23 protein-coding genes are annotated in these 22,617 nt (G+C 66.2%); 11 read left to right on the forward strand and 12 right to left on the reverse strand.

All coding sequences use genetic code 11. The features are described 5' to 3' along the window. Nucleotide 1 precedes the first annotated feature (1 nt). From ntrX to dusB, 5 genes are all read right to left on the reverse strand, one after another. On the reverse strand, nucleotides 2–1,378 hold the full coding sequence (ntrX, locus tag ASE72_RS15205) for a nitrogen assimilation response regulator NtrX (RefSeq protein WP_056023181.1): 1,377 nt from the start codon (nucleotides 1,376–1,378) through the stop codon (nucleotides 2–4). Nucleotides 1,379–1,382: 4 nt separating this feature from the next. Next, nucleotides 1,383–3,632: a sensor histidine kinase gene (locus tag ASE72_RS15210; protein ID WP_056024257.1), complete on the reverse strand. Its 2,250-nt coding sequence runs from the start codon at nucleotides 3,630–3,632 to the stop codon at nucleotides 1,383–1,385. Between the two features lie 85 nt (nucleotides 3,633–3,717). After that, entirely contained in the window at nucleotides 3,718–5,163 is a 1,446-nt protein-coding gene (ntrC, locus tag ASE72_RS15215; RefSeq protein ID WP_056023183.1) for a nitrogen regulation protein NR(I), read from the reverse strand. Between the two features lie 10 nt (nucleotides 5,164–5,173). Next, nucleotides 5,174–6,238, reverse strand: a complete 1,065-nt coding sequence (locus tag ASE72_RS15220; protein ID WP_056023186.1) for a two-component system sensor histidine kinase NtrB — start codon at nucleotides 6,236–6,238, stop codon at nucleotides 5,174–5,176. Next, on the reverse strand, nucleotides 6,225–7,223 hold the full coding sequence (dusB, locus tag ASE72_RS15225) for a tRNA dihydrouridine synthase DusB (RefSeq protein WP_056023189.1): 999 nt from the start codon (nucleotides 7,221–7,223) through the stop codon (nucleotides 6,225–6,227). The genes ASE72_RS15220 and dusB overlap by 14 nt, the downstream gene beginning before the upstream one ends. A 115-nt stretch (nucleotides 7,224–7,338) precedes the next feature. Here dusB and ASE72_RS15230 point away from each other — a divergent pair, with 115 nt between their 5' ends. From ASE72_RS15230 to ASE72_RS15240, 3 genes are read left to right on the forward strand one after another with little or no spacing between them, the layout of a single operon-like run. Next, nucleotides 7,339–8,550 carry a bifunctional 2-C-methyl-D-erythritol 4-phosphate cytidylyltransferase/2-C-methyl-D-erythritol 2,4-cyclodiphosphate synthase gene (locus ASE72_RS15230; protein WP_056024260.1) on the forward strand — a complete coding sequence of 404 codons (1,212 nt, stop codon included), beginning with the start codon at nucleotides 7,339–7,341 and terminating at the stop codon, nucleotides 8,548–8,550. Further along, nucleotides 8,547–9,074 carry a hypothetical protein gene (locus ASE72_RS15235; protein WP_056023192.1) on the forward strand — a complete coding sequence of 176 codons (528 nt, stop codon included), beginning with the start codon at nucleotides 8,547–8,549 and terminating at the stop codon, nucleotides 9,072–9,074. The genes ASE72_RS15230 and ASE72_RS15235 overlap by 4 nt, the downstream gene beginning before the upstream one ends. Then, the gene (locus tag ASE72_RS15240) at nucleotides 9,074–9,592 is read left to right on the forward strand and encodes a CinA family protein (RefSeq protein WP_056023195.1); all 519 of its coding nucleotides are present in this window, start codon (nucleotides 9,074–9,076) and stop codon (nucleotides 9,590–9,592) included. Before ASE72_RS15235 ends, ASE72_RS15240 begins: the two co-directional genes overlap by 1 nt. On the opposite strand, the gene ASE72_RS15245 is transcribed toward ASE72_RS15240, so the two are convergent. From ASE72_RS15245 to aspS, 5 genes are all read right to left on the reverse strand, one after another. Continuing rightward, the gene (locus tag ASE72_RS15245; RefSeq protein WP_056023198.1) at nucleotides 9,535–10,011 is read right to left on the reverse strand and encodes a type II toxin-antitoxin system RatA family toxin; all 477 of its coding nucleotides are present in this window, start codon (nucleotides 10,009–10,011) and stop codon (nucleotides 9,535–9,537) included. The genes ASE72_RS15240 and ASE72_RS15245 overlap by 58 nt on opposite strands. After that, entirely contained in the window at nucleotides 10,011–10,925 is a 915-nt protein-coding gene (lipA, locus tag ASE72_RS15250; protein WP_443019348.1) for a lipoyl synthase, read from the reverse strand. The genes ASE72_RS15245 and lipA overlap by 1 nt, the downstream gene beginning before the upstream one ends. 68 nt (nucleotides 10,926–10,993) lie before the next feature. Next, nucleotides 10,994–11,701 carry a PAS domain-containing protein gene (locus ASE72_RS15255; RefSeq protein WP_056023203.1) on the reverse strand — a complete coding sequence of 236 codons (708 nt, stop codon included), beginning with the start codon at nucleotides 11,699–11,701 and terminating at the stop codon, nucleotides 10,994–10,996. 157 nt (nucleotides 11,702–11,858) lie between these two features. Further along, the gene (locus ASE72_RS15260; RefSeq protein ID WP_056023206.1) at nucleotides 11,859–12,632 is read right to left on the reverse strand and encodes a polyphosphate kinase 2 family protein; all 774 of its coding nucleotides are present in this window, start codon (nucleotides 12,630–12,632) and stop codon (nucleotides 11,859–11,861) included. A gap of 105 nt (nucleotides 12,633–12,737) precedes the next feature. Further along, nucleotides 12,738–14,561 (reverse strand): aspartate--tRNA ligase, encoded by a 1,824-nt coding sequence (gene aspS / locus ASE72_RS15265; protein WP_200916316.1) that lies wholly within the window; start codon nucleotides 14,559–14,561, stop codon nucleotides 12,738–12,740. A 91-nt stretch (nucleotides 14,562–14,652) separates the two neighbouring features. Here aspS and rnd point away from each other — a divergent pair, with 91 nt between their 5' ends. The 7 genes from rnd to ASE72_RS15300 all read left to right on the forward strand — a co-directional run bounded on the left by rnd (nucleotide 14,653) and on the right by ASE72_RS15300 (nucleotide 21,141). Further along, entirely contained in the window at nucleotides 14,653–15,828 is a 1,176-nt protein-coding gene (gene rnd, locus ASE72_RS15270; RefSeq protein WP_056023209.1) for a ribonuclease D, read from the forward strand. Continuing rightward, nucleotides 15,825–16,124 carry an I78 family peptidase inhibitor gene (locus tag ASE72_RS15275; RefSeq protein WP_056023212.1) on the forward strand — a complete coding sequence of 100 codons (300 nt, stop codon included), beginning with the start codon at nucleotides 15,825–15,827 and terminating at the stop codon, nucleotides 16,122–16,124. The genes rnd and ASE72_RS15275 overlap by 4 nt, the downstream gene beginning before the upstream one ends. Beyond that, the gene (locus tag ASE72_RS15280; RefSeq protein WP_056023215.1) at nucleotides 16,121–16,609 is read left to right on the forward strand and encodes an RNA pyrophosphohydrolase; all 489 of its coding nucleotides are present in this window, start codon (nucleotides 16,121–16,123) and stop codon (nucleotides 16,607–16,609) included. The genes ASE72_RS15275 and ASE72_RS15280 overlap by 4 nt, the downstream gene beginning before the upstream one ends. A gap of 128 nt (nucleotides 16,610–16,737) precedes the next feature. Next, nucleotides 16,738–17,577, forward strand: coding sequence for a DUF481 domain-containing protein (locus tag ASE72_RS15285; protein WP_235532384.1), 840 nt, complete (start codon nucleotides 16,738–16,740; stop codon nucleotides 17,575–17,577). A 38-nt stretch (nucleotides 17,578–17,615) separates the two neighbouring features. Continuing rightward, on the forward strand, nucleotides 17,616–18,821 hold the full coding sequence (locus ASE72_RS15290) for a hydrolase (protein ID WP_056023223.1): 1,206 nt from the start codon (nucleotides 17,616–17,618) through the stop codon (nucleotides 18,819–18,821). Then, nucleotides 18,818–19,879, forward strand: a complete 1,062-nt coding sequence (locus ASE72_RS15295; RefSeq protein WP_056023226.1) for an arginine N-succinyltransferase — start codon at nucleotides 18,818–18,820, stop codon at nucleotides 19,877–19,879. The genes ASE72_RS15290 and ASE72_RS15295 overlap by 4 nt, the downstream gene beginning before the upstream one ends. Beyond that, the gene (locus tag ASE72_RS15300) at nucleotides 19,879–21,141 is read left to right on the forward strand and encodes an N-succinylarginine dihydrolase (protein WP_056023229.1); all 1,263 of its coding nucleotides are present in this window, start codon (nucleotides 19,879–19,881) and stop codon (nucleotides 21,139–21,141) included. Before ASE72_RS15295 ends, ASE72_RS15300 begins: the two co-directional genes overlap by 1 nt. Before the next feature lie 51 nt (nucleotides 21,142–21,192). Here the strand turns inward: ASE72_RS15300 and ASE72_RS15305 are convergent, their stop codons facing one another. Both ASE72_RS15305 and ASE72_RS15310 read right to left on the reverse strand, forming a co-directional pair. After that, nucleotides 21,193–21,387, reverse strand: coding sequence for a hypothetical protein (locus ASE72_RS15305; RefSeq protein ID WP_056023232.1), 195 nt, complete (start codon nucleotides 21,385–21,387; stop codon nucleotides 21,193–21,195). Nucleotides 21,388–21,489: 102 nt separating this feature from the next. Next, nucleotides 21,490–22,086 carry a hypothetical protein gene (locus tag ASE72_RS15310; RefSeq protein ID WP_056023235.1) on the reverse strand — a complete coding sequence of 199 codons (597 nt, stop codon included), beginning with the start codon at nucleotides 22,084–22,086 and terminating at the stop codon, nucleotides 21,490–21,492. Nucleotides 22,087–22,344: 258 nt separating this feature from the next. Here ASE72_RS15310 and ASE72_RS15315 point away from each other — a divergent pair, with 258 nt between their 5' ends. Next, nucleotides 22,345–22,563 carry a hypothetical protein gene (locus ASE72_RS15315; protein ID WP_056023238.1) on the forward strand — a complete coding sequence of 73 codons (219 nt, stop codon included), beginning with the start codon at nucleotides 22,345–22,347 and terminating at the stop codon, nucleotides 22,561–22,563. The last annotated feature ends 54 nt before the right edge of the window (nucleotides 22,564–22,617 follow it).

The raw sequence follows: 22,617 nt of genomic DNA on the forward strand, positions 1-22,617 counted from the left end.
ATCATTCTTCGCGCGTTTCGGTGATCCCCAGAAGCTTCAGTTTGCGATGCAGCGCCGATCGCTCCATCCCGATGAAGCTGGCAGTGCGCGAGATATTGCCCGAGAAACGCCGGATCTGAACACGCAGATACTCGCGTTCGAACGTCTCGCGCGCCTCGCGGAGCGGCGACCCCATGATCGCGGTCCCCCCCGCCCCGCTCATGTCCCCCTGATCGCCGAGCACTTCGGCGGGCAACAGGTCGAGGTCGATCCGCCCGATGCGGTCGCCCGGCGCGAGGATGATGGTACGCTCGACGACATTGCGAAGCTGGCGGACATTGCCCGGCCAGTCATAGGATTGCAGCGCAACCATCGCGTCGGGCGCGATTTCCGGCGTCCGCACGCGGCGCTCGGCGGCATAATGCGCGATGAAATGCTGAACCAGTGCGGGAATGTCCTCACGCCGGTCCGCGAGCGGCGGAATGACCACGGGCACGACGTTCAACCGGTAATAGAGGTCCTCGCGGAAGCGTCCCTCGGCGATCTCGTGGACGAGATCGCGCGCGGTCGCCGACACGACGCGGACATCGACCTTGACCACGCGCGTGCCACCGACGCGCGTGAAGCTCTGGTCGGTCAGCACGCGCAGGATCCGTGCCTGAGTCGCGATCGGCATGTCCGCGATCTCGTCGAGGAACAGCGTGCCGCCATGCGCCTGTTCGAGCAGCCCGGGCCGGACCACGTCGCCGGTATCCTCGGCACCGAACAGCTCCTCGTCGACGCGCTCGGGCGTCATCCGCGCGGCGCTGACGATGATAAACGGCGCGTCGGTGCGCAGGCTCCAGCCGTGGAGCAGCCGCGCGGCCACTTCCTTGCCGACCCCTGCCCCGCCCATGATCAGTACGCGGCTGCCCGTCGCGGCAACGCGCTTCAAGGTGGCACGGACGCCGTTGATCGCGCCCGAGCTTCCGGTCAGGTCGGTTTCACGACCGACCGTCGCGCGTAGCGACGCGACCTCGCGACGCAGCCGCTCGGTCTCGGTCGCACGCGCGACCATCAGCAGCAGCCGCTCGGCCTCGAAGGGCTTTTCGATAAAATCGGACGCGCCCCGGCGGATCGCCGCGACCGCGGTGTCGAGGTTCCCGTGACCCGAAATCACGAGCACCGGGATCGACGGGTCGCGCCGCTTGATCTCGTCGAGCAGTTCGAGCCCATCGAGCCGCGATCCCTGAAGCCAGACGTCCAAGAGCACCAGCGACGGCCGCCTTGCGGCGATCGCTTCCAGCGCGGCATCGCTGTCGCCGGCATCGCGCGTCTGGTAGCCTTCGTCCTCCAGGACGCCGGCGACCAGTTCGCGAATGTCACGTTCGTCGTCCACGACGAGAATATCGAGCGCCATCAAATCATGTCCGGTTGCGGTTCATTGCGACGAGCTGGCCTTCCCCTGCCGGCTCGAGTGCGGATGCCCCCTGGTCGAGTGCTGCCAGCGCTCTGGCATCGAAATTCATGGTGACGACGGTCCCACCACCGGGACGATCCGAAAATCCGATCGTCCCGCAATGTTCCTCGATGATCTTCTTGACGATGGCAAGTCCCAGCCCCGTCCCGCGAGCGCGTGTCGTCATATAGGGCTCGATGATCCGATCGCGATCGGCGGGAAGTCCGATGCCGGTATCCGCCACCTCGATCGCCACGGACAGCACGCGCCCCTCGTGGAGCGTCTCGGTCAGCGTCATCGTCACCGCGCCGCCCTCGTCGTCCTTGCGCGTCTCGATCGCCTCGACCGCGTTCTTGACGATGTTGGTCAGCGCCTGGCCGATCTGGCGACGATCGCAGACGAGCATCGGGCCCGGATCGTCGTGCACGAGCAGGAACCGGATGCCGGGATGCGCGACCTCGTGGAGGAACATTGCCTGGCGCGCGGCGTCGAGCAGCGACTCCTCGCGGAAGACGGGCTTGGGCATCCGGGCGAACGACGAGAATTCGTCGACCATTCGGCGCAGGTCTGCGACCTGTCGGATGATCGTGTCGGTCAGTCGTGCGAACGTGCCGTCCTCGACATCGATCTTGCTGCCATAGCGACGCTGCAGCCGCTCGGCCGCGAGCTGGATCGGGGTCAGCGGGTTCTTGATCTCGTGCGCGATCCGCCGCGCGACGTCGGACCATGCCGCACGGCGCTGGTCGAGCAGCTGCTGCGTGATGTCGTCGAACGTCAGGATCGGGCCGGTCGGGGCATGCGCGATCCGGACGGCGAGCGTGCGTGCCTCGCCCGCCTGCCCGACCTGGACGATCGCCTCGCGACCGCCTTCCTGGACCAGCGCGTCGAGTTCCGGCGCCACGTCGTGCAACGTCCGCCCGACAAGCCCGTCGACGCCGAGCAACTGCGTAGCGGATCGATTGGCGATGCGTATGACCCGGTCGTTCGCGGCCGCGACGACGCCCGCCGAGACATCCGCCATCACCGCCTCGATCAGCGCACGCCGCGTCTCGAGCTGATCGTTTGCTGTCATCAGATCGGCATTCTGCTCGTGCAGCCGCCCCGTCATCTGGTTGAACGCGCGCGCCAGCGTCCCGACCTCGTCACGGCTTCGGGGATCGGGCACGCGCGCCGTGAGATCCCCGGCGGCGACCCGGCGCGCCGCATCGACGAGCTCGCCCACCGGCCGGACGAGGCGGTCGGCAACGGCCAGCGCGATCCAGACCGCGATCCCGACGATCAGCAGCGAGATCCCGAGCAACGCGGCATTGAACAGCAGTTGCAGGCTTCGCGATCGCGCCAGCAGCTGCCGGTAGCCGGCGAGCACCGCATTCGCACGCTGCGTCTGCCCCGAGAGCAGCTTGGTATCCTCGACGCGCCCCGCATAGAGGAACAGCTCGTCCGCGCCCGGCAGCATCGTGATCGTCCGGATCCGCTCGCCTGTGACCGATACGACGGCGGGCTTGCCGCTGCGGAGTTCCTTGATCGCGTCCGGCGTGACCTGACGCGTGAAATCGATCTCGTACGGATTGACGACGGCGAACGTCTGGATTTCGTTCTGCGGGGTGACCTTGAACAGCGCCGCCTCGGACAGGCTGCGATAATAGACCTGCTGATAGAAATAGCCGGAAAAGTCCGGGCTCTGCAGTGACCGCTCGCGGAGATAGTTGGACATGTCGGCGGCCATCGTCACGCTCGCCTCTTCCCAGCGGCTGAGCTGGCGCGCGTAGGAGGACTGGGCGAGCTCGGTCGCGTTTTCCAGCATGCCGCGCGCCTGATCCGAATACCAGAACTGCACGCCATATTGGAACAGCAGCGACGCGAAGATCGTGACGAGCAGCATCGGCACCGCCGCGACGATCGAGAACAGCGTCACCAGCCGGACGTGGAGCCGCCCGCCCCCGCCGATCGGCGACCGCGCCGCCCGGCGCATCGCCACGCGCCGTCCGAGCAGCATCAGCAGCGCGATACCCGGGACGAGGTTTGCGATCAGCAGCAAGGCGATGAGCGGCGGCTCGATCAGCCGTTGCGGCGAATCGGCGGTGCTGATGACGAGATAGCTCGCGACCGCGACGATGACGGCAAGCGCGACGACCATGGCTTCGATGGCCGGGGTGACGGCGAACCGGTGCGGCGGGACGTCCTCGTCGATAGGTAGCGTCGCTGTGGCGATCATCGTTGCCTTGATACAACGACAATTGTTGCCGGGAAACCACATAATCGCCGGATCGCCCCGGTGGACCGATCAGCCCGCCGCCCGTTCAGCCCGGGGGTACGCCGTCCAGCCTCCCAGGCTCGACACCGACGTCGATGCCGAGCGTGTCCAGCCGCTTGCGCAGCGTGTTGCGATTGATCCCCATCGCGCGGGCGGCGCGAAGCTGATTCTGGCCATGCCGCGCGAGCATCAGCTCGATCAGCGGCCGCTCGACCTCGCCGATGACGCGGTCGTAGAGGCTGCCATCGTCGAGCGCGGCGGGATCGTCGCGCTCGATCTGCGCGATCAGGGCGCGGACCGCCCCCTCCATGTCGAGATTGACGGGATCGGCACCCCGCGTGCGTGCGCCGAGCATCGCCTGGATCGCGTCCGCACCGATGACCTCGTCACGCGACAGGACCGCGAGGCGGCGCATGAGGTTTTCAAGCTCGCGGACGTTGCCCGGCCAGTCATACGCCCCCAGCGCGACGATCGCATCGCTGGCGAGCTGTCGCCGTGGCAGGCCCTGGTTGGCGGCGTGATCGAGAAAATGCCGTGCAAGCAGCGCGACATCCTGCCGCCGCTCGCGCAGCGGTGGCAACGTGACGGGGACGACGTTCAATCGATAGAACAGATCCTCGCGGAACTGGCCGCTCGCGACCTGTGCGGCGAGATTGCGGTTGGTCGCTGCGAGAATGCGGACGTCGACGCGGATCTGCCGCGCACCGCCGACCGTCGTGAACTCGCCCGACTGGAGCACGCGCAAGAGACGCGTCTGGGCGTCCATCGGCATGTCGCCGATCTCGTCGAGAAACAGGGTTCCCCCTGCCGCCTGCTCGAACCGCCCGGCATTGCGCGCGCCGGCCCCCGTGAAGGCACCACGCTCATGCCCGAACAACTCGGCCTCGATCAGCTCGCGCGGGATCGCGGCCATGTTGAGCGCGACGAACGGGGCCGCGCTGCGATGGCCGAGATCGTGGATCGCACGCGCGACGAGCTCCTTGCCCGTCCCCGACTCGCCCGAGATCAGGACGGTCAGGTCGTTCGAGATGACGCGCGCGATGACCCTGTAGACGTCCTGCATCGCCGCGGACCGGCCGATCAGCGGCAGTTCGCGGTCCTCGGCACCAATCCCGTCATCCGTCAGGATCCCGCCCCGCGCAGCCGCGCCCGTCACCGCCCGCGCCAGGACGTCGAGATCGAACGGTTTGGGGAGATATTCATACGCCCCCGCCTCGGCCGCGCGGACCGCGGTCGTCAGCGTGTTCTGCGCGGACAATATGATCACGGGTAGCGTCGGAAACCGCGTCGTTATCGAGCGGACATGCTCGAGCCCGTCACCGTCCGGCAGGATGACATCGGTGATCAGGACGTCGGGAACCGCGATCGCCAGCGCACGCTCGAGCTGAGCAAGGCTGTCCGCGACGACGACGTCATGACCTGCACGACGCAGCGCCTGCGCGACGACGGTGCGGATGGCGGCGTCGTCGTCGACGACAAGCACTTGGCTCATGCGCAGACCCTCACGACGCGGCTCGTGGCAGCAGCAAACGTAGAACGGTCATTTCCGGTGTCCCCTCTCGCGCATATTGCACGATCCCGCCCATGTCGCGCGTCAGCTTGTCGACCAGCGCAAGTCCGAGCCCCTGCCCCTCGCGACGCCCCGAGACAAATGGATCGAACAGGTGTTCGGCGATGTCGGGGGGGGCGCCGGGCCCGTTGTCGAACACGCAGATCTCGATCGGCAGCGGCTGCCTCGGCTTGCCCGGCGCCCCGCTGACGGTGATGCCGTGACGATAGGCCGTCGTCATGATGATCCGCGCATTGTCTGCATTTCCAACGGCTTCGCGCGCGTTCTTCAGCAGGTTGATCAGGATCTGGAGAAGCGCATCGCGGTTGATCTGCGCGGGGGGCAGCGAGGGATCGAACCGCTCCTCGATCGTGATGCCGCGCGCGAATCCGGCCAGTGCCAGCCGCCGCGCATGCGTCAGGAGCGGATAGATATTCTCCGCGGCGAGCGGCAAGGGTCGCGTATCGCTGAAGTCCTGCATCCGATCGATCAGCGCGGCGATACGGTCGACCTCGGTCGTGATCAGCGTCGTTAGTTCGCCGGCACCGAGCAGCTGCGCGGCCCCGCGGATACCCGACAGGGGGTTCTTGATCTCGTGCGCCAGCATCGCTGCCGCCCCGACCGCAGCGCGCGCACCCCCCGTCCGGTCGGCGAGATATCCGAGGCGACGGGAAATCGCGGCCGAATGCAGCGTGATCGCCCGCCAGCCGGGATGGTCCGGGATCAGCGTCTCGGCGAAGTCGACGCGGATCTTCACGCCGCGTGCGGTGACGATCTCGGCATCATAGACCGCGAGCCCGCGGTGCTCGGAGTTTCGCATCGGGTCGGGCGTCGGCAGGATCGTCGCGATCGGTTGTCCCAGCATCACGCGTTCGGACTGGTTGAGCAATGTTTCGGCAAGCGCGTTGGCGTGCGCGACACACTCGTCCGGGCCGACGACGATCGCGGCGACGGGCAATGCGGCGAAGAGTGCGTCGAACCCCGGGCGACCGGTGATCGACGGCTCAGGCTGCGGCAAGGTGACGCCAGGGGGCGTAGAACTCGGCGAGCATCGCCTTGACCTGATTGGGATCCGCAATCTGGTTCACGCGGTTCCGGAACTCCGCCGAGCCGTGCAGCCCCTTGGTGTACCAGCCGATATGCTTGCGCGCCATGTTGACGCCGGTCTCGATCCCGTAATGTTCGAGCATCGCCTCGTAATGGCCTGCGATCGCGGTATATTGCTCGTCGATTGACGGATCGGCAATGCGTCGTCCGGTCGCGAACCACGTCATGACCTGGTTGAGCAGCCACGGCCGGCCATAGGCGCCGCGACCAATCATCAGGCCGTCTGCGCCTGAGTGGTCGAGCGCCGTCTCCGCGTCCTCGATCGAGCAGATGTCGCCATTGACGATGACCGGAATCGTGACGGCATCCTTGACCTGCCGGACGAACCGCCAGTCGGCGCTGCCCTTGTACATCTGGTTTCGCGTCCGGCCGTGGACCGTGATCAGCTTGACGCCGAGGTCCTCCGCGATCCGGGACAATTCGGGGGCATTGAGGCTGTCATGGCACCAGCCCATCCGCATCTTGAGCGTCACCGGCACCTGGACCGCCTTGACCGTGGCCTCGATGATCTGCGTCGCAAGCTTCACGTCGCGCATGAGCGCCGACCCGGCATCGCCGTTGACGATCTTCCGGACCGGACATCCCATGTTGATGTCGACGATCGCCGCGCCGCGATCCTGGCTGAGCCGCGCGGCTTCCCCCATCTCGTATGGGGTACAGCCGACGAGCTGCATCGATACGGGTTCCTCGAGCCGGTCCCACGCCGCCTTCTGGATCGACTGCCGCGTCTCGCGGATCGCCGCCTGGCTCGCGACCATCTCCGTCACGTTCAGTCCGCTGCCATAGCGACGGACGAGCGTGCGGAACGGCATGTCGGTCACACCCGTCATCGGCGCGAGCACGACGGGACTTTCGATACGGACCGGGCCGATCTGGATTGGAGATAGCTGACGCATGATGTGCCCAAAAAAGAGGCAGTTATACAGGCCGAGGCGGTGACTGACAAGCCGGGGCGACCCCGCGCCTGGCGCACTGGTCTGGCTTTGATCGACGCGCTAATTGCCGGGGATGATGAATGCCTCCGATCCCCAGCCTGCGCGGCCCGGCGCGCGTACCGTCGCGATGATCGTCGCGGCCGGTGCCGGCGTACGCGCGGGCGGTACTGTGCCCAAGCAATTCGCCGTCGTCGCAGGGCGGCCGATGCTCGTGCATGCCGTCGCCGCGATGCAGGCCCATCCTGCCGTAACCGACATGATCGTCATCGTTGCCCAAGACCAGGTCGACCTCGCTCGCGAGGCACTGGCGGACCTTCATGACGAGGTGACGATCGTCATCGGCGGCGCGACGCGGCGCGACTCGGTCGCAAACGGGCTTGTACACCTTGATGACGCGGACCGCGTGCTGATCCACGACGCGGCGCGCCCGTTTGTGCCCGCCGCGGTGATCGGCGCCGTCGTCGACGCGCTGTCGATGTGCGACGCCGCCATTCCGGTCATGGCGGTCGTCGATACGCTGGCACGGGGCGAGCGCGAGGACGTCACCACCTGGCTGGGCGACGTCGTCCCCCGCGACGCGCTCTACCGCGTCCAGACGCCGCAGGGATTCCGGGTCGGACCGCTCCGCGCCGCGCATGCCGCATGGCCCGGCGACGAGGAGGCGACCGACGACGGCCAGATGGTCCGCCGACTTGGCGGACGCGTCGCATTCGTGCAGGGCGATCCGATGCTCGACAAAGTAACGCATCCCGATGATTTCGCTGCGGCAGAAGCCCGCGCCCCCCGTGAGACCCGCACCGCGATGGGGTTCGACGTCCACCGTCTCGAAACCGGTGAGGAATTGTGGCTCGGCGGGGTCAGGATCCCCCATGACAAGGGGCTGTCGGGTCACAGCGACGCCGATGTCGCGCTGCATGCGCTGACCGACGCACTGCTCGGCACGATCGCGGCAGGCGATATCGGCACGCATTTCCCGCCAAGCGATCCGCAGTGGAAAGGCGCTGATTCGGCGCAGTTCCTGCAGCATGCGGCACGGCTAATCGCGGACAAGGGGGGCAGGATCGGCTTTGTCGACCTGACGATCATGTGCGAGGCGCCGAAGATCGGCCCGCACCGCGGCGCGATGACCGTGCGGATCGCCGAGCTTCTGCACCTGACCCCCGACCGGGTCAGCATCAAGGCGACGACGACCGAACGCCTCGGCTTCACCGGGCGCGGCGAGGGGATCGCGGCGCAGGCCGTCGCGACGATCACGCTCCCCAACAGCAGTTCAGGAGCACAGGGTTGAAGCTTTCGGCAATCCTCATGGCAGCGGCGGCGATCGCCAGCCCGGTCAGCGCGCAAGCGCAGTGCATTACCGCGCCCGAAGCCGAGGCGATGACGCTGGTCGCGCTGCCCGACATCATCCGCGAGACGGGGCGAGTCTGCGCAGCGCAGCTTCCCGCGACCAGCCTGGTACGCAACCAGTCGAGCGCGCTGATCGGCCGCTATCAGGGCGAGGCCGATCGCGCCTGGCCGTCCGCGCGTGCGGCGATCGTCAAGCTGAGCGACCCGGCAGTCGATGCGCTGCTCGATTCCGAGTTTGCGCGGCCGCTGCTGACCAGCCTGCTCGTTCCGCAGATCGTCGGCCGGATCGCGCCACGCGACTGCGGGACGATCGACCGGCTGATCACGCTGCTACAGCCCCTCCCCCCGCGCAACACGGCTGGCATCGTCGTTGAGACGCTGCGTTATCTGAAGGCCGACAAGGCGCGTCAGGGCGTCCGGATGGTCCCCGACCTGCCCTTGTGCACGATCCAGGGAAATCGCTGATGGATACCGTCCTGCCACCCGAACTGATCGACGCCGCGCGGAAGGTGGTCGAGGCGAACAAGGCGCTCGGACGCCGCGTCGCCGTCGCCGAGAGCTGCACCGGCGGGCTGGTCGCGGCGGCACTGACCGAGATCCCCGGCTCCTCGGACGTGTTCGAGATCGGTTTCGTCACCTATTCCAACGAGGCGAAGCTTCGCCTGCTGAAGGTCAGCGCCGACGTGCTCGAGACGTTCGGCGCGGTGTCGATCGCGGTTGCGTGGAGCATGGCGCAGGGCGCGCTCGAGAAATCGGGCGCCGACGTCGCGGTCGCGATCACGGGCATTGCCGGCCCGGGTGGCGGTAGCGCGAAGAAGCCCGTCGGCACCGTGGTATTCGCCCGCGCGGAAAAAGGCGGCGATCGCAACGACGTCCATGCCGACCGCCGCGACTTCGGCGACCTGGGCCGCGGTGGCATCCGCCTTCAGGCGGCGCTGTGTGCGCTCGAACTGCTGATGCCGGTCGACGATCCCGCGCCGTAAAGCTCGGCGGCGCGTGTCTCGAACGCGCCGATCATCTTGCGCAGCGCCGAGCCGAAGACCTGGCCGGCGATCAGTTCGAACATCCGGTTCTTGAACGCGAAGTCGACCGTGAAGTCGACCGCGCATCCGGTCTCGGTCGGGCGGAAATGCCAGTCGTTGCGCAGATATTTGAGCGGACCATCGACATAATCGACCGAAAGGTCCGTCGGCCGCGTCTTTTCGACGCGCGAGGTGAAGGTCTCGCGCAGCCCCTTGAACCCGACGATCATGTCGGCGAGCGTCTCGCTCTCGCTGTCGCTCCGGACGCGCATCGCGCTGACCCAGGGCAGAAATTCCGGGTAGCGACGGACGTCGGCCACCAGGTCGAACATCTGTTCGGGTGTATAGGGCAGATGGCGCGTTTCGGTATGCTTGGGCATCAGTCGCGAACGACCCCCAGCTTGGCATCGCGGTTGGCGCGCAACTTGGCGAAATCGTCGCCGGCATGATAGCTCGAGCGCGTCAGCGGCGACGAGGCGACCAGCATGAAGCCCTTGGCGCGCGCGATCGAGGCATAGGCGTCGAACGCCTTGGGCGTGACGAACTCGGCGACCTTTGCGTGCCGCGGGGTCGGCTGAAGATACTGACCCATCGTGAGGAAATCGATGTCGGCGCAGCGCATGTCGTCCATTACCTGATGGATCTCGAGCCGCTCCTCGCCAAGACCCAACATGACGCCCGACTTGGTGAAGATCGACGGATCATGCCGCTTGACGCTCTCGAGCAGCCGCAGCGATGCGTAGTAGCGCGCGCCCGGGCGGATCGTCGGATAGAGTCGCGGGACCGTCTCGAGGTTGTGGTTGTAGACATCGGGGCGAGCCTCGACGATCGACTCGATCGCTGCCTGCGCCTTGTTGCGGAAATCCGGTGTCAGGATCTCGATCGTCGTCGTGGGGTTCGACCGGCGGATCGCCTGGATGACCTTCACGAACTGCGACGCGCCACCATCGGGCAGGTCGTCGCGATCGACCGACGTGATGACGATGTGGTTAAGCCCCATCTGCGCCGCGGCGTCGGCGACGTTCTGCGGCTCCATTGCATCGACCTTGCGCGGCATGCCCGTCTTGACGTTGCAGAACGCACAGGCGCGCGTGCAGGTGTCGCCGAGGATCATCACCGTCGCGTGCTTCTTCGACCAGCACTCGCCGATATTGGGGCAGGCCGCCTCCTCGCACACCGTGGTCAGGCTTTTCGACCGCATCAGTTCGCGGGTCTTGGCAAAGCCCGCCGAGGTGGGCGCCTTGACGCGGATCCAGTCGGGCTTGCGTGCGCGAGGGATGGCAACCGTGGTCATGTCGTTCATGGTGGCGAGATAGCGATCCCGGCTATCCGAGACAACATGCATGCGGATTTCTGCAGGTTTTACATGAAGGGATCGGGTTTGGGCACCGCGGCTACCGCGGTGATATAGCGTTCGGACAGATAGCGTTCGAACCGCTGATGCGCGTCGCACGACAAGCGGAATGCCACATTGGCCAGTTGCGTATCGTCGCCGATCTCATAGTCGACGAGCCCCTCCGCACTCAGCGCGCGCATCCAGCGCGTGACGTTGACGACACTCATCCCGAGCATCGTCGCGACGTCCGCCATGCCGAGCACGCGCCCCTCCGCTTCGCTGATATTGGCGGCGAGGAGAATGTCCCATGCGCTGTCGGCAAAGAGCGACGCCGAGAAGATTTCGGTCCGCGCACGCCGCGCCTCGAACGTCAGCCGCGCCGTCTTGAGCAGCGCTTCGGGCCGCATCGTCGAACTTGGCTGTCTGCCGTCCTGGACCACGATGTGGATGCGGACGCCCTCCGACGTCCGCGACGCGATCGACACATGGCTCTGAATCCAGAGGTGCGATGAATCGCTTCGGATCAGCCGTTTGACCGTGCTGACGGGGATGCCGTTCGACTGCACCTGCGAGAACAGGTGCATGCACCGCTCGCGATCGGCGGGCGCGGTGAAGTCGAACAGGTTGCTCCCGATGAGTATTTCGGCGGGCGCGCGCAACGTCGCACAGATCGCCGGGTCGGCCTCGACGATCACACCCGCCATGTCGATCATCATGCATCCGAGATTGGTCATCGCCAGAGCCTTGTCAGGCAGCCGCGACGCGGATGCACCCCCTTGAATAAGCAGGACTAACAGTCGACGCGACACCTGTGCGCTAACATGGATTGCATATGTGGCATGAAATTCATGTTGATCCCGCGAACGTCAACTTCACTCGGCTATGGCCGGATCAGAGCTTCAGTGCCTTCTTGGCGACCTTGAGTACCGCAGGATCAAGCGGTGGCGGGACCATCTGGACGCCAGCCTCCAGCCGATCGGCGATCACCGTCAGCGCGGCGATCCGCGCGGCCTTTTTGTCGTTGCCATCGATCACCACCCAGGGCGCCTCGGCCGTATCGGTGCGCTCGAACATTTCGTGCATCGCCTCGAGATAGTCGGCGCGCCGAGACCTGTTGTGATAATCGTCGAGCCCCGTCTTCCAGTGCTTCCACGGATCACGAAGCCGCGCCTTGAGCCGGCGGTCCTGCTCCTCCTGCGTGATATGGACGAAGATCTTGATCAACGTGGTATCGTTGCCGATCAATCCCGCCTCGAACGCGTTGATCGCGTCATAGGCGCGGCGCCATTCCGCCTCGCTCGCGAATTGCTCGACGCGTTCGACCAGGACGCGGCCGTACCAGCTCCGGTCGAAGACCGCGATCGACCCGTCTGCGGGAAGCCGCTGCCAAAAGCGCCACAGGAAATGATGCGCCTTTTCGTCGCTGCTTGGCGCGGCGATCGGCCAGACCCGATAGGTGCGCGGATCCCACTCCGCCGACAGCCGCTGAATGATCCCGCCCTTGCCCGCGGCATCCCAGCCCTCCAACATGACGACGGCCGGACGCTTGTTGACGATGTGCGCGACCTGGATGTGTTCCAGCCGCTTCTGCAGCGCGGCAAGATCACGCCGATACCGGCCATCATAGTCGTCGCCGGCTTCATACTGCGTGAGATCGATCGACATGGGACGCTCCGTAGTGGAATGGCTACGGAAACGCCCCCGTCCGCCATTCGGCTCCAGACGACGGGGGCGGTCCAGGTTTTTCCGGCTGATCGTCGCCGGGCAGGGTCAGCCGCCAGTCGGTGCGACGACCTTGGTTGCATCCTTCGGACCATCGACGGTCAGGCGGATGTTGAGTTCCTTCAGCTGCTTGGCGCTGACCGGGCTCGGCGCGCCCATCATCAGATCCTCGGCCTTCTGGTTCATCGGGAACAGCACGACCTCGCGGATGTTCGGCTCGCCCGCGATCAGCATCACCATCCGGTCGATGCCCGGTGCCGAGCCGCCATGCGGCGGTGCGCCGACCTTGAACGCGTTGATCATGCCCGCGAAGTTCGTGTCGACATCGGCCTGCGTGTAGCCCGCGATCTCGAACGCCTTGTACATGATCTCCGGACGATGGTTCCGGATCGCACCCGACGACAGTTCGACGCCGTTGCAGACGATGTCGTATTGGTACGCCAGGATATCGAGCGGATCCTTGTTCTCCAGCGCGTCCATCTCGCCCTGCGGCATCGAGAACGGGTTGTGGCTGAAGTCGACCTTCTTGGCGTCCTCGTCATATTCGAACATCGGGAAGTCGACGATCCAGCAGAATTCGAACCGGTTCTCGTCGATCAGGCCAAGATCCGCCCCGATCCGCGCACGCGCGGCACCGGCGAGCTTGGCGGCGGCGAGTTCCTTGCCGGCGGCGAAGAAGATGCCGTCGTTGGGGCCGAGGCCCATCTCCGCGATCAGCTTCCGCGTCGCCTCCTCACCGTGGTTCTTGGCGATCGGACCGCCGAGTTCGCCGTTCTTCTGCGTGATGTAGCCGAGACCCGCATGACCTTCGGCGCGCGCCCAGTCGTTCATGTCGGTGAAGAACTTGCGGCTCTTCTCGGCGGTGTTCGGTGCGGGGATCGCGCGGACGACGTCACCGCCGGCGACGATGCCCGCGAACAGGCCGAAGCCCGAATCGACGAAGTGGTGGCCGACGTCGTGGATCAGGATTGGGTTGCGCAGATCAGGCTTGTCGCTGCCGTACTTCAGCATCGATTCGCGGTAGGGGATGCGCTTGAACGGCAATGCCGAGACCTTGCGTCCCTTGCCCTGCCAGTCAGCAAACTCCTCGAACACGCCGTGGAGGACGGGCTCGATCGCGTTGAACACGTCGTCCTGCGTGACGAAGCTCATCTCGAAATCGAGCTGGTAGAACTCGCCCGGCGAACGATCCGCGCGCGCGTCTTCGTCGCGGAAGCAGGGGGCGATCTGGAAATAGCGGTCGAAGCCCGCCACCATCAGCAGCTGCTTGAACATCTGCGGCGCCTGCGGCAGCGCGTAGAACTTGCCCGGATGGACGCGGCTCGGCACCAGATAGTCGCGCGCGCCCTCTGGCGACGACGCGGTCAGGATCGGCGTCTGGAATTCGGTGAAGCCCTGATCGTTCATCCGGTTGCGCAGCGAGGTAATGACCTTCGAGCGCAGCATGATGTTCGCGTGAAGCCGCTCGCGACGCAGGTCGAGATAGCGATAGCGCAGGCGGATATCCTCGGGATACTCGGCCTCGCCCGCGACCGGCATCGGCAACTCGCCCGCCATCGACTGGACAGTCGCGGCGGTCGCGCGGATCTCGATCCCGCCGGTCGGCAGGTTCGGGTTCACCGCCTCGGGCGCCCGTGCGGTCACCTTGCCGGTGATCGTGACGACGCTCTCGCTCTTCAGGCCCTCGATGACCTTGAAGACGGGGCCGGACACGTCGGTGACGATCTGCGTGATGCCGTAATGATCGCGCAGATCGATGAAGACCAGGTCGCCGTGATCGCGCTTCTTGTGGACCCAGCCCGACACGCGGACCTCCTCGCCGACCTGTTCGGGACGGAGGGCAGCGCAGTTATGGGTGCGATAGGCGTGCATGATGGGTCTTCTCGGACGATAAACAGGTGTCTCGCGCTTCCCTTCCTCACCCGCCTTTGTCAACCCGGACTACCCTCGCTATGGAAACGTCATGCATATCCACCCGCTTATCTCCGACAGTGCCACGCTCGCCAATCTGTGCGCGCGCATGGCCGACGCCGACTATGTGTGCGTCGACACCGAATTCATGCGCGAGAGCACCTATTACCCGGAGCTGTGCCTGATCCAGATCGCCGACGACAAGGAGGCCGCGGCGATCGACCCGATGGCGCCGGGGATCGACCTGAAGCCGCTGCTCGACCTGCTCGTCGAGAATCACGACGTGCTGAAGGTCGTCCATGCGGGCGGGCAGGATATCGAGATCGTCTACAACCTCACGGGCAAGACGCCCTTCCCGCTGTTCGACACGCAGGTCGCGGCGATGGCGCTCGGCCAGGGCGAGCAGATCGGCTATTCGAACCTCGTCGACAGCTGGCTCGGAATCGCAGTCGACAAGGGCGCGCGCTTCACCGACTGGGCGCGTCGCCCGCTCGACGCGCGGCAGATCGAGTATGCGATCGGCGACGTGACGCATCTGTCGAAGATCTTCCCCAAGATGCTCGAGCGCCTGCGCAAGACGGGGCGCGGCCAGTGGCTCGATCAGGAGATGGAGCGGCTCGGCGATATCGCCAATTATGCCAACGATCCCGACCTCGCCTGGAAGCGCGTTCGCATTTCGGGCCGCAAGCCGGACGTGCTCGGCCGGCTCAAGGCGCTCGCCCGCTGGCGCGAGCTCGAGGCGCAGGCGAAGGACCTGCCGCGCGGCCGAATCGTCAAGGACGAGACGCTCGGCGACATGGCGGGGCATCCGCCCAAGAAACAGTCCGATCTCGCGCGCGTGCGCGGCCTGTCGGCGACCTGGGCGGGGAACGACATCGGCAGCCGCCTGATGGCCGCGATCGAAGGCGCGATGCCGCTCGGCGATGACGAGTTGCCGCCGCGCGACGATCGCAAGCCGGGGCTCGGCAAGGAAGGCTCGCTGGTCGCGGATCTGCTCAAGCTGCTGCTCAAGATCCGCTCGCGCGACATCGACGTCGCATCGAAGCTGCTGGCCCGCACGGACGAACTCGAAGCGCTCGCCGCGGGCGTCCGGCATGGATTGCCGATGCTCGAAGGATGGCGCTTCGACCAGTTCGGTCGCGATGCGCTTGACCTTGTCGAGGGACGGCTGGCGTTCGCGGTCATCAACGGGAAGCTCAAGATGACCCGTACCGAGGATGCCGCATGAAGTACGCGCTTGCCGCCGCCGCGCTGGCCGCATCCGCCTGCACCCCGGTTCAGCTCCGCGACCCGGCCCCCGCCCCGTCACCGGCCCCGGCCGCAAGCTGCAAGCCCGACGCGCTCGGCGATCTCGTCGGCAAGCGGGCAAGCGACGCCCGCGCCGACGTGATGCAGGCGCGCTCGGGCGCCCGGACGCTCCGCTGGATCGCGCCCGATACGGCGGTGACGATGGACTTCCGACAGGATCGTCTGAACGTCTATGTCGATTCGAAGGGGCGGATCGAGCGTTTTACCTGCGCATGACCGACACCACCACGCTCCCCTACCGCCCTTGCGCGGGTATCATGATGATCGACCGGCGGGGGATGGTCTTTGTCGGCCAGCGCCTCGATACCGCGATCGAGGCATGGCAGATGCCGCAGGGCGGGATCGACCCCGGCGAGGATGCGCAGGCCGCGGCGCTGCGCGAATTGTGCGAGGAAACCGGGGTGACGCCCGACAAGGTCGAACTGATCGCCGAGGCGCCCGGCGAGTTCACCTATGATCTCCCCGCCGACCTCATCGGCAAGGCGTGGAAAGGCAAGTGGCGCGGGCAGCGTCAGCGCTGGTTCCTGTACCGGTTTCTCGGTGTCGACGCCGACATCGCGATCAATACCCCGCACCCCGAATTCGGCGCGTGGCGCTGGATCGAACCCAGCGAGCTGCCGGCCGTGATCATACCATTCAAGAAATTGCTTTATGAAAAGGTGCTGGCCGCTCTCGCGCCACATCTTGGCGCACCGAGGTAGCGCTATACCGTTCCCATTTTGCGAGATCGACGTTACGGAACGCTGTGCGCGTGACCCGTTTCTCCTTTCTTGCCATATCGGCGTCGGCTGCGGCCATGTGCTCGGTCGCTACGCCTGCGGCAGCGCAGATGGTGATGATTCCGGAAACGATCCGCGCGATGCTCGACGCCGCGCTCGAGGCGGGCAACGAGAACGATGTCTCGACGATCGTCAAATACGCGCGCGCAGCGGACCCGTTGAGCGGCGATGCGGTGCTCGCGATCGCCGAGAAATGGAAGGCCGACCGCGCGGCGCAGCGCACGCAGGTCATCCGCCAGGCGAGCTTCCTCGATCTCTGGAGCGGCAAGGCGGAGGTCGGCGGCTACCTCACGACGGGCAATTCGGATACCGCCGGTGGGAGCGCCGTCCTCGATCTCAACCGCGAAGGCCTTCGCTGGCGTCACAAGTTTCACGGTCAGGCGGACTATCAGTCGAACCTCAACATCACGACGCGCGAGCATTATCTCGCGTCGTACGAGCCCAACTACAAGTTCGACGATCGCGCCTATCTCTATGGCGCGCTTCAGTATGAAGGCGACCGGTTTCTCGGCTACAACAACCGCTACTCGGCATCGGTCGGTGCGGGCTACAGCGTGCTGAAGACGGCGCGGACTAGGCTCGATCTCGAACTCGGCCCGGCCTATCGGAATACCGACTTCACCGACGATACGGTCCAGAGCGCGATCGCCGCACGCGGGACGATGAACTTCAGTTGGCGGATCACCAACGGTCTGTCGGTCAGCCAGATCGCGTCCGCCTATGTCCAGCGATACAACAGCACGCTCGGCGGCACGACTGCGCTCAACGCCAAGCTCATCGGCCCATTGTCGGCGTCGCTGTCCTATACGGTCCAATATGAAAGCGAACCGCCGGTCGGGTCGATGACCACGGACACGACGAGCCGCGCGTCGCTGGTTTACAGTTTCTGACGGTTCCCCCGCGCGCGCGTCCTCGCTAGGGTTCGCGCATGAGAGGACTTTCGCCCAACGAGGCACGGATCATCGGGGGCATCGATCCTGCCCCCATGCTGCAGCAGGTACAGACTTGGTCTGCGGTCAATAGCGGCACGCGGAACCTGCCCGGCCTCGCCGCCATGGCGGGGTTGCTGGGCGACGCGTTCGCGGCGCTTCCCGGCGAAATGATGCTGGTGGAGCCCGACGCCGCCGAGACCGTGGCGCCCGACGGCCACGTCTCCGCGATCGAGCATGGCCGGCACATTCATCTGCGCGTCCGGCCCGACGCGCCGGTCCAGATGCTGTTCACAGGCCATATGGACACGGTCTATCCGGTCGATCACCCGTTCCAGTCGCTCCGCACGGTGAGCGACGGCACGATCAACGGGCCCGGCGTCGCGGACATGAAGGGCGGGCTCGCGGTGATGCTGGCCGCGCTTCGTGCGATCGAGACGAACGCGGAATCGGGTCGCCTGGGCTATGAGGTCGTGATCAATTCCGACGAGGAGACCGGCTCCTTCTCGTCGGCCGGGCTGCTCGCGCAAGCCGCCCGGGGCAAGGTCGCCGCGCTCACCTACGAACCCGCGCTCGCCGACGGTACTCTTGCCGGCGCGCGCGGCGGGACGGGCAACTTCTCGATCATCGTCCGCGGACGCAGCGCGCATGCCGGCCGCAACCCGGAGGAGGGCCGCAACGCGATCGTCGCGGCGGCGGATATCGCGGTGCGCCTCGCGCGGATCGCCGGCCCCCGGCTGGCGGTCAATCCGGCCCGGATCGAAGGCGGCGGCCCCAACAACGTCGTCCCCGATCTCGCGATCCTGCGCATCAATTTCCGCCCCGCGACGCTCGACGACATCACCCGCGCGCAGTCGCATATCGACTCGGTCGTCGCGATGGCCGCGGCCGAACACGATGTCGTCATCACGGTCCATGGCAGTTTCAACCGCCCACCAAAGCCGATCGACGACGGCGCGGCACGCCTGTTTGCGCTGGTCAAGGCCAGCGGCGCGGACCTGGGGCTCGACATCGCATGGAAGGCCACGGGCGGTGTCTGCGACGGCAACAACATCGCCGCGGCGGGCGTGCCCGTCGTCGATACGATGGGCGTGCGTGGCGGCGCGATCCACTCGACCGACGAATATATGTTCCCCGACAGCCTCGGCGAACGTGCCGCGCTGTCGGCACTCACCATCCTGCGTCTCTGCGAGAACGGCCTATGACCTTCCGGATCCGCCCTGCGGTCGACGACGATCTGCAGCCGCTCTACGAAATGGCAAAGCTGACCGGGGGCGGGTTCACCAACCTCCCGCCCGACCGCCGCGCGTTGCGGGCGAAACTCGATCGCAGCCATGCCGCGTTCGCACGTTCCGATGCCGATGCCAGTTCCGATGGGAGCGTTCGCGACGAGCTGTTCGTGCTCGTTCTCGAAAACACCGTGACCGGCGACGTCCGCGGCACTTGCCAGCTGTTCACGCATGTCGGGCAGAGCTGGCCGTTCTACAGCTACCGGATCGGCCAGCTGACGCAGCACAGCAAGGAATTGTCGCGGACGTTCCGCGCCGACATGCTCAGCCTTGCGACCGATCTCGAGGGATCGAGCGAGGTCGGCGGGCTCTTTCTCCATCCCGGCGAGCGTGCGGGCGGCCTGGGGCTGTTGCTGGCGCGCAGCCGCTATCTGTTCATCAAGGCACACCGTGCGCGTTTCGCCGACCGGATTCTCGCGGAGCTGCGCGGAATCATCGACGAAGCCGGCGGGTCGCCCTTCTGGGACGGGCTTGCCGGCCGGTTCTTCGGGATGAATTTCCAGGATGCGGACCAGTTCAACGCGATCAACGGGCACCAGTTCATCGCCGACCTGATGCCCAAGCATCCGATCTACACCGCAATGCTGTCCGAAAGCGCGCGTGCGGCGATCGGCCTGCCCCACCCGTCGGGCCGCGCCGCGATGCGGATGCTCGAGAATGAGGGGTTCGCGTTCGAGAACTATGTCGATATCTTCGACGGTGGTCCGACGATGACCGCGCGCACCGATCGCGTCCGGTCGATCGCCGAAGCGCGTGACGCGACCGTCGCCGCGATCGGCCAGCGTGGATCGATCGATGGTGGCACGCAGTCTCTCGTCGCGACGGGCAGCCTTGCCGCGTTTCGCTGCGGCTTTGGCGTTGTCTCCGTCGGCGATCCCGGCGCCGGGGCGGATACCGTGATCGTCTCGGCCGAGTGCGCGGAGACGCTTGGGATCGCGGCGGGTGACCGCGTGACGCACGTGGCGAGGCTCTGATGGCGTTCGGGACGATGATCGAGATCAATTTCGACGGGCTGATCGGGCCGAGCCATAATTACGCGGGGCTGAGCCCGGGCAATCTCGCTGCGACGCGCAACGCGGGGGGCATCGCCCACCCTCAAGCCGCCGCGTTGCAGGGGATCGCGAAGATGCGCGCCAATCTCGATCTCGGCCTCGCTCAGGGCATCCTGCTCCCGCATCCCCGCCCCGACCATGGCTGGCTGGCACAACTGGCGACCAGCTATGCAGACGCGCCGGGACATCTGCAGGCGCAGGCGGTGTCCGCATCGGCGATGTGGGCAGCGAATGCCGCGACGGTGTCCCCTGCGCCCGATACGCGCGACGGGCGCTGCCATCTGACCGTCGCCAACCTCGGGACGATGCCGCATCGCAGCCACGAATGGCCCGCGACGCTCGCGCAGCTTCGGCTCGCGTTCGCGGACGACGCATTCGCCGTTCATCCGCCGATCCCGCTGCCGTTCGGCGACGAGGGCGCGGCGAACCATATGCGGCTCTGCACGACGCATGACGCGGCGGGGGTTGAGATCTTCGTCTATGGCGAGGCGGGCGGGCCCTTCCCCGCACGCCAGCACCGCGAGGCGAGCGAAGCGGTTGAGCGCGCGCACCAGCTCGATCCTGCCCGCACGCTGTTCGTCCGCCAGTCCGATGCCGCGATCGCCGCCGGCGCGTTCCACAATGACGTCGTCGCCGTCGCCAATGGCACCGTGCTGTTCACGCACGAACACGCTTTTGCCGACAGCGATCGGTTCTATGCCGATCTCCGCCGGCTGATGCCGGGCGTCGAGATCGTCGAGGTTCCGGCGGCGAGCGTCAGCCTTGCCGATGCGGTGTCATCCTATCTCTTCAACGCGCAGCTTGTCTCGCTCGACACCGGGATGGCGCTGATCCTGCCCGAGGAGGCGCGCGCCAATGCCGCGGTCTGGGGGTGGCTTCAGGAGCATGTCGCCGGCAACGGCCCAATCCGCCGTCTCGAGGTTGTCGATGTGCGCGAATCGATGGCCAATGGCGGCGGCCCGGCCTGTCTGCGCCTTCGCGTCGTCGCCGACCCCGCGACGATCGACCCCCGCTTCCTCGTGGATCACGCATCGCTTGACCGCATTGCGGCCATCGTCACGCAGCACTGGCCGGACCATATCGCGCCATCCGACATCGGCGATCCGGCATTCGTCCGACGAATCGAGACCGCGCGCGCCGCGCTGCTGGAGTCGCTCGATCTCGTCGCGTTGATCGACGGCTGAGCAGAGGCGGCGGAACCCGCGGGTCGCGGGATCGCCACGCGGCGGCGGCCGCTACCAGTCGTTTGCGACGTGACGCGGATGTTTGCGCCGGTCGGTTTCGCCGAACAGGAACACCTGCATCTGCGGGACACAGGTGCCCGCCAGCGCGACGATCACGGCCGCGAGCGCGGAGATGCCCCAGATCAGTTCGACTATCAGCAGTATCGTTTCCAGCATACTCGACCACCACATGTTGCGGCGCAACATTGTACGTTTCGCAGCGCCACCTGAAGCGCGAAGCGTCGAACCGATACTAATTCCAGTTAGTGCGTGTCGACGCTTTGGCGTGATCGTTGACGTGCCCGGCGACTACTGCGCGGGCGGGTCGAGCGTGGATGACAGCGCCGCCGCATTCGCGCGCTGCGTGATCTTGGCATCTTCGATCAGCGCAAGTCGCAGCGCCTCGCCTTCCAGATGGACCGCAGGCATCCCGTTTCGATAGGGTTCGATGGCAGCCTGTTGACGGTGCGGGTCGGCGTGCCGCCGTTGATACCCAACTGCGAGCTCGCTGGAACGGGCGGGGCGTTTCGGAGCGATCACACGCGGGTCGCTGGGGGGGGCGACCGGGTTTTCTGCCACCTGGGCGATGGCGGTCGGATTGTCAGCCGGTTCGGGCACGGCAAGCTCGGGCGCGGATCTTGCGGGCGGGTCGCGAGGCATAGTTCTCGCCGCAACGACCGGGCCCTGGCGGGGCATCGCACCACGTGGTGACGGCCGGATATCGACGTCGGAAGGTCGCGAGGCGATCAGCATTGCGATGCCGACCACGATCCCGAACATGACCACGCCGACGCCCGCGACGGCGAGCAGCATGCGATTGCTCCTCGCCCGCCCCGGCAAGGTGCGCGCGTCATCAAGCGGCGATGCCGAAAGAAACCCGTCCAGGCGGTCATCGTCTGCAGACATGTTCGTTCCTCGGAATAGCAGTCACCCTTGGCCATGAGCCGCATCAACCTGACGCTGGGCGTTTGCGGGTGCAGAGGCAACCCCGGGCCGCTGGTAGCAGGGCGTTCGTCATCGCGGCGTCGGCTCGGATTGTTCCCCCGTGCGGGTCGGGCTTCCAGACGAATGCCGCCATGTCGGGTTAATTTACATTTAAGCATGTTTCTCAAGTAAAAAACCGCAGAAATCCACCGGTGGCGCGACCCTTGCATCGATAGCGGCATGTGGAACCGCTTTGCCCGCCTGTTCATCATCAAGACCAAGTTCGAGGCGTTTCTCGTCATCTATGGCCTCGGGCTCGGCGCCGTCGAGCGCGGTCGGCATTATATGGAGCAATATCCCGGCTATGGCGGGTGGCTGCTGTTTGCGGCCTGCTCGACTGCCGTGTTCATGGCCGGCGGGCGATTGATCGATTCGGTCGCAAACAGCCCGCCCGACTGATCGCGCAGCGCGTCGCCGCCGTCGCGCTTTGCCGGTCAACACTTTAAGTTGGTC

It is taken from the genome of Sphingomonas sp. Leaf20 (genome assembly GCF_001421535.1).
GTDB lineage: Bacteria > Pseudomonadota > Alphaproteobacteria > Sphingomonadales > Sphingomonadaceae > Sphingomonas.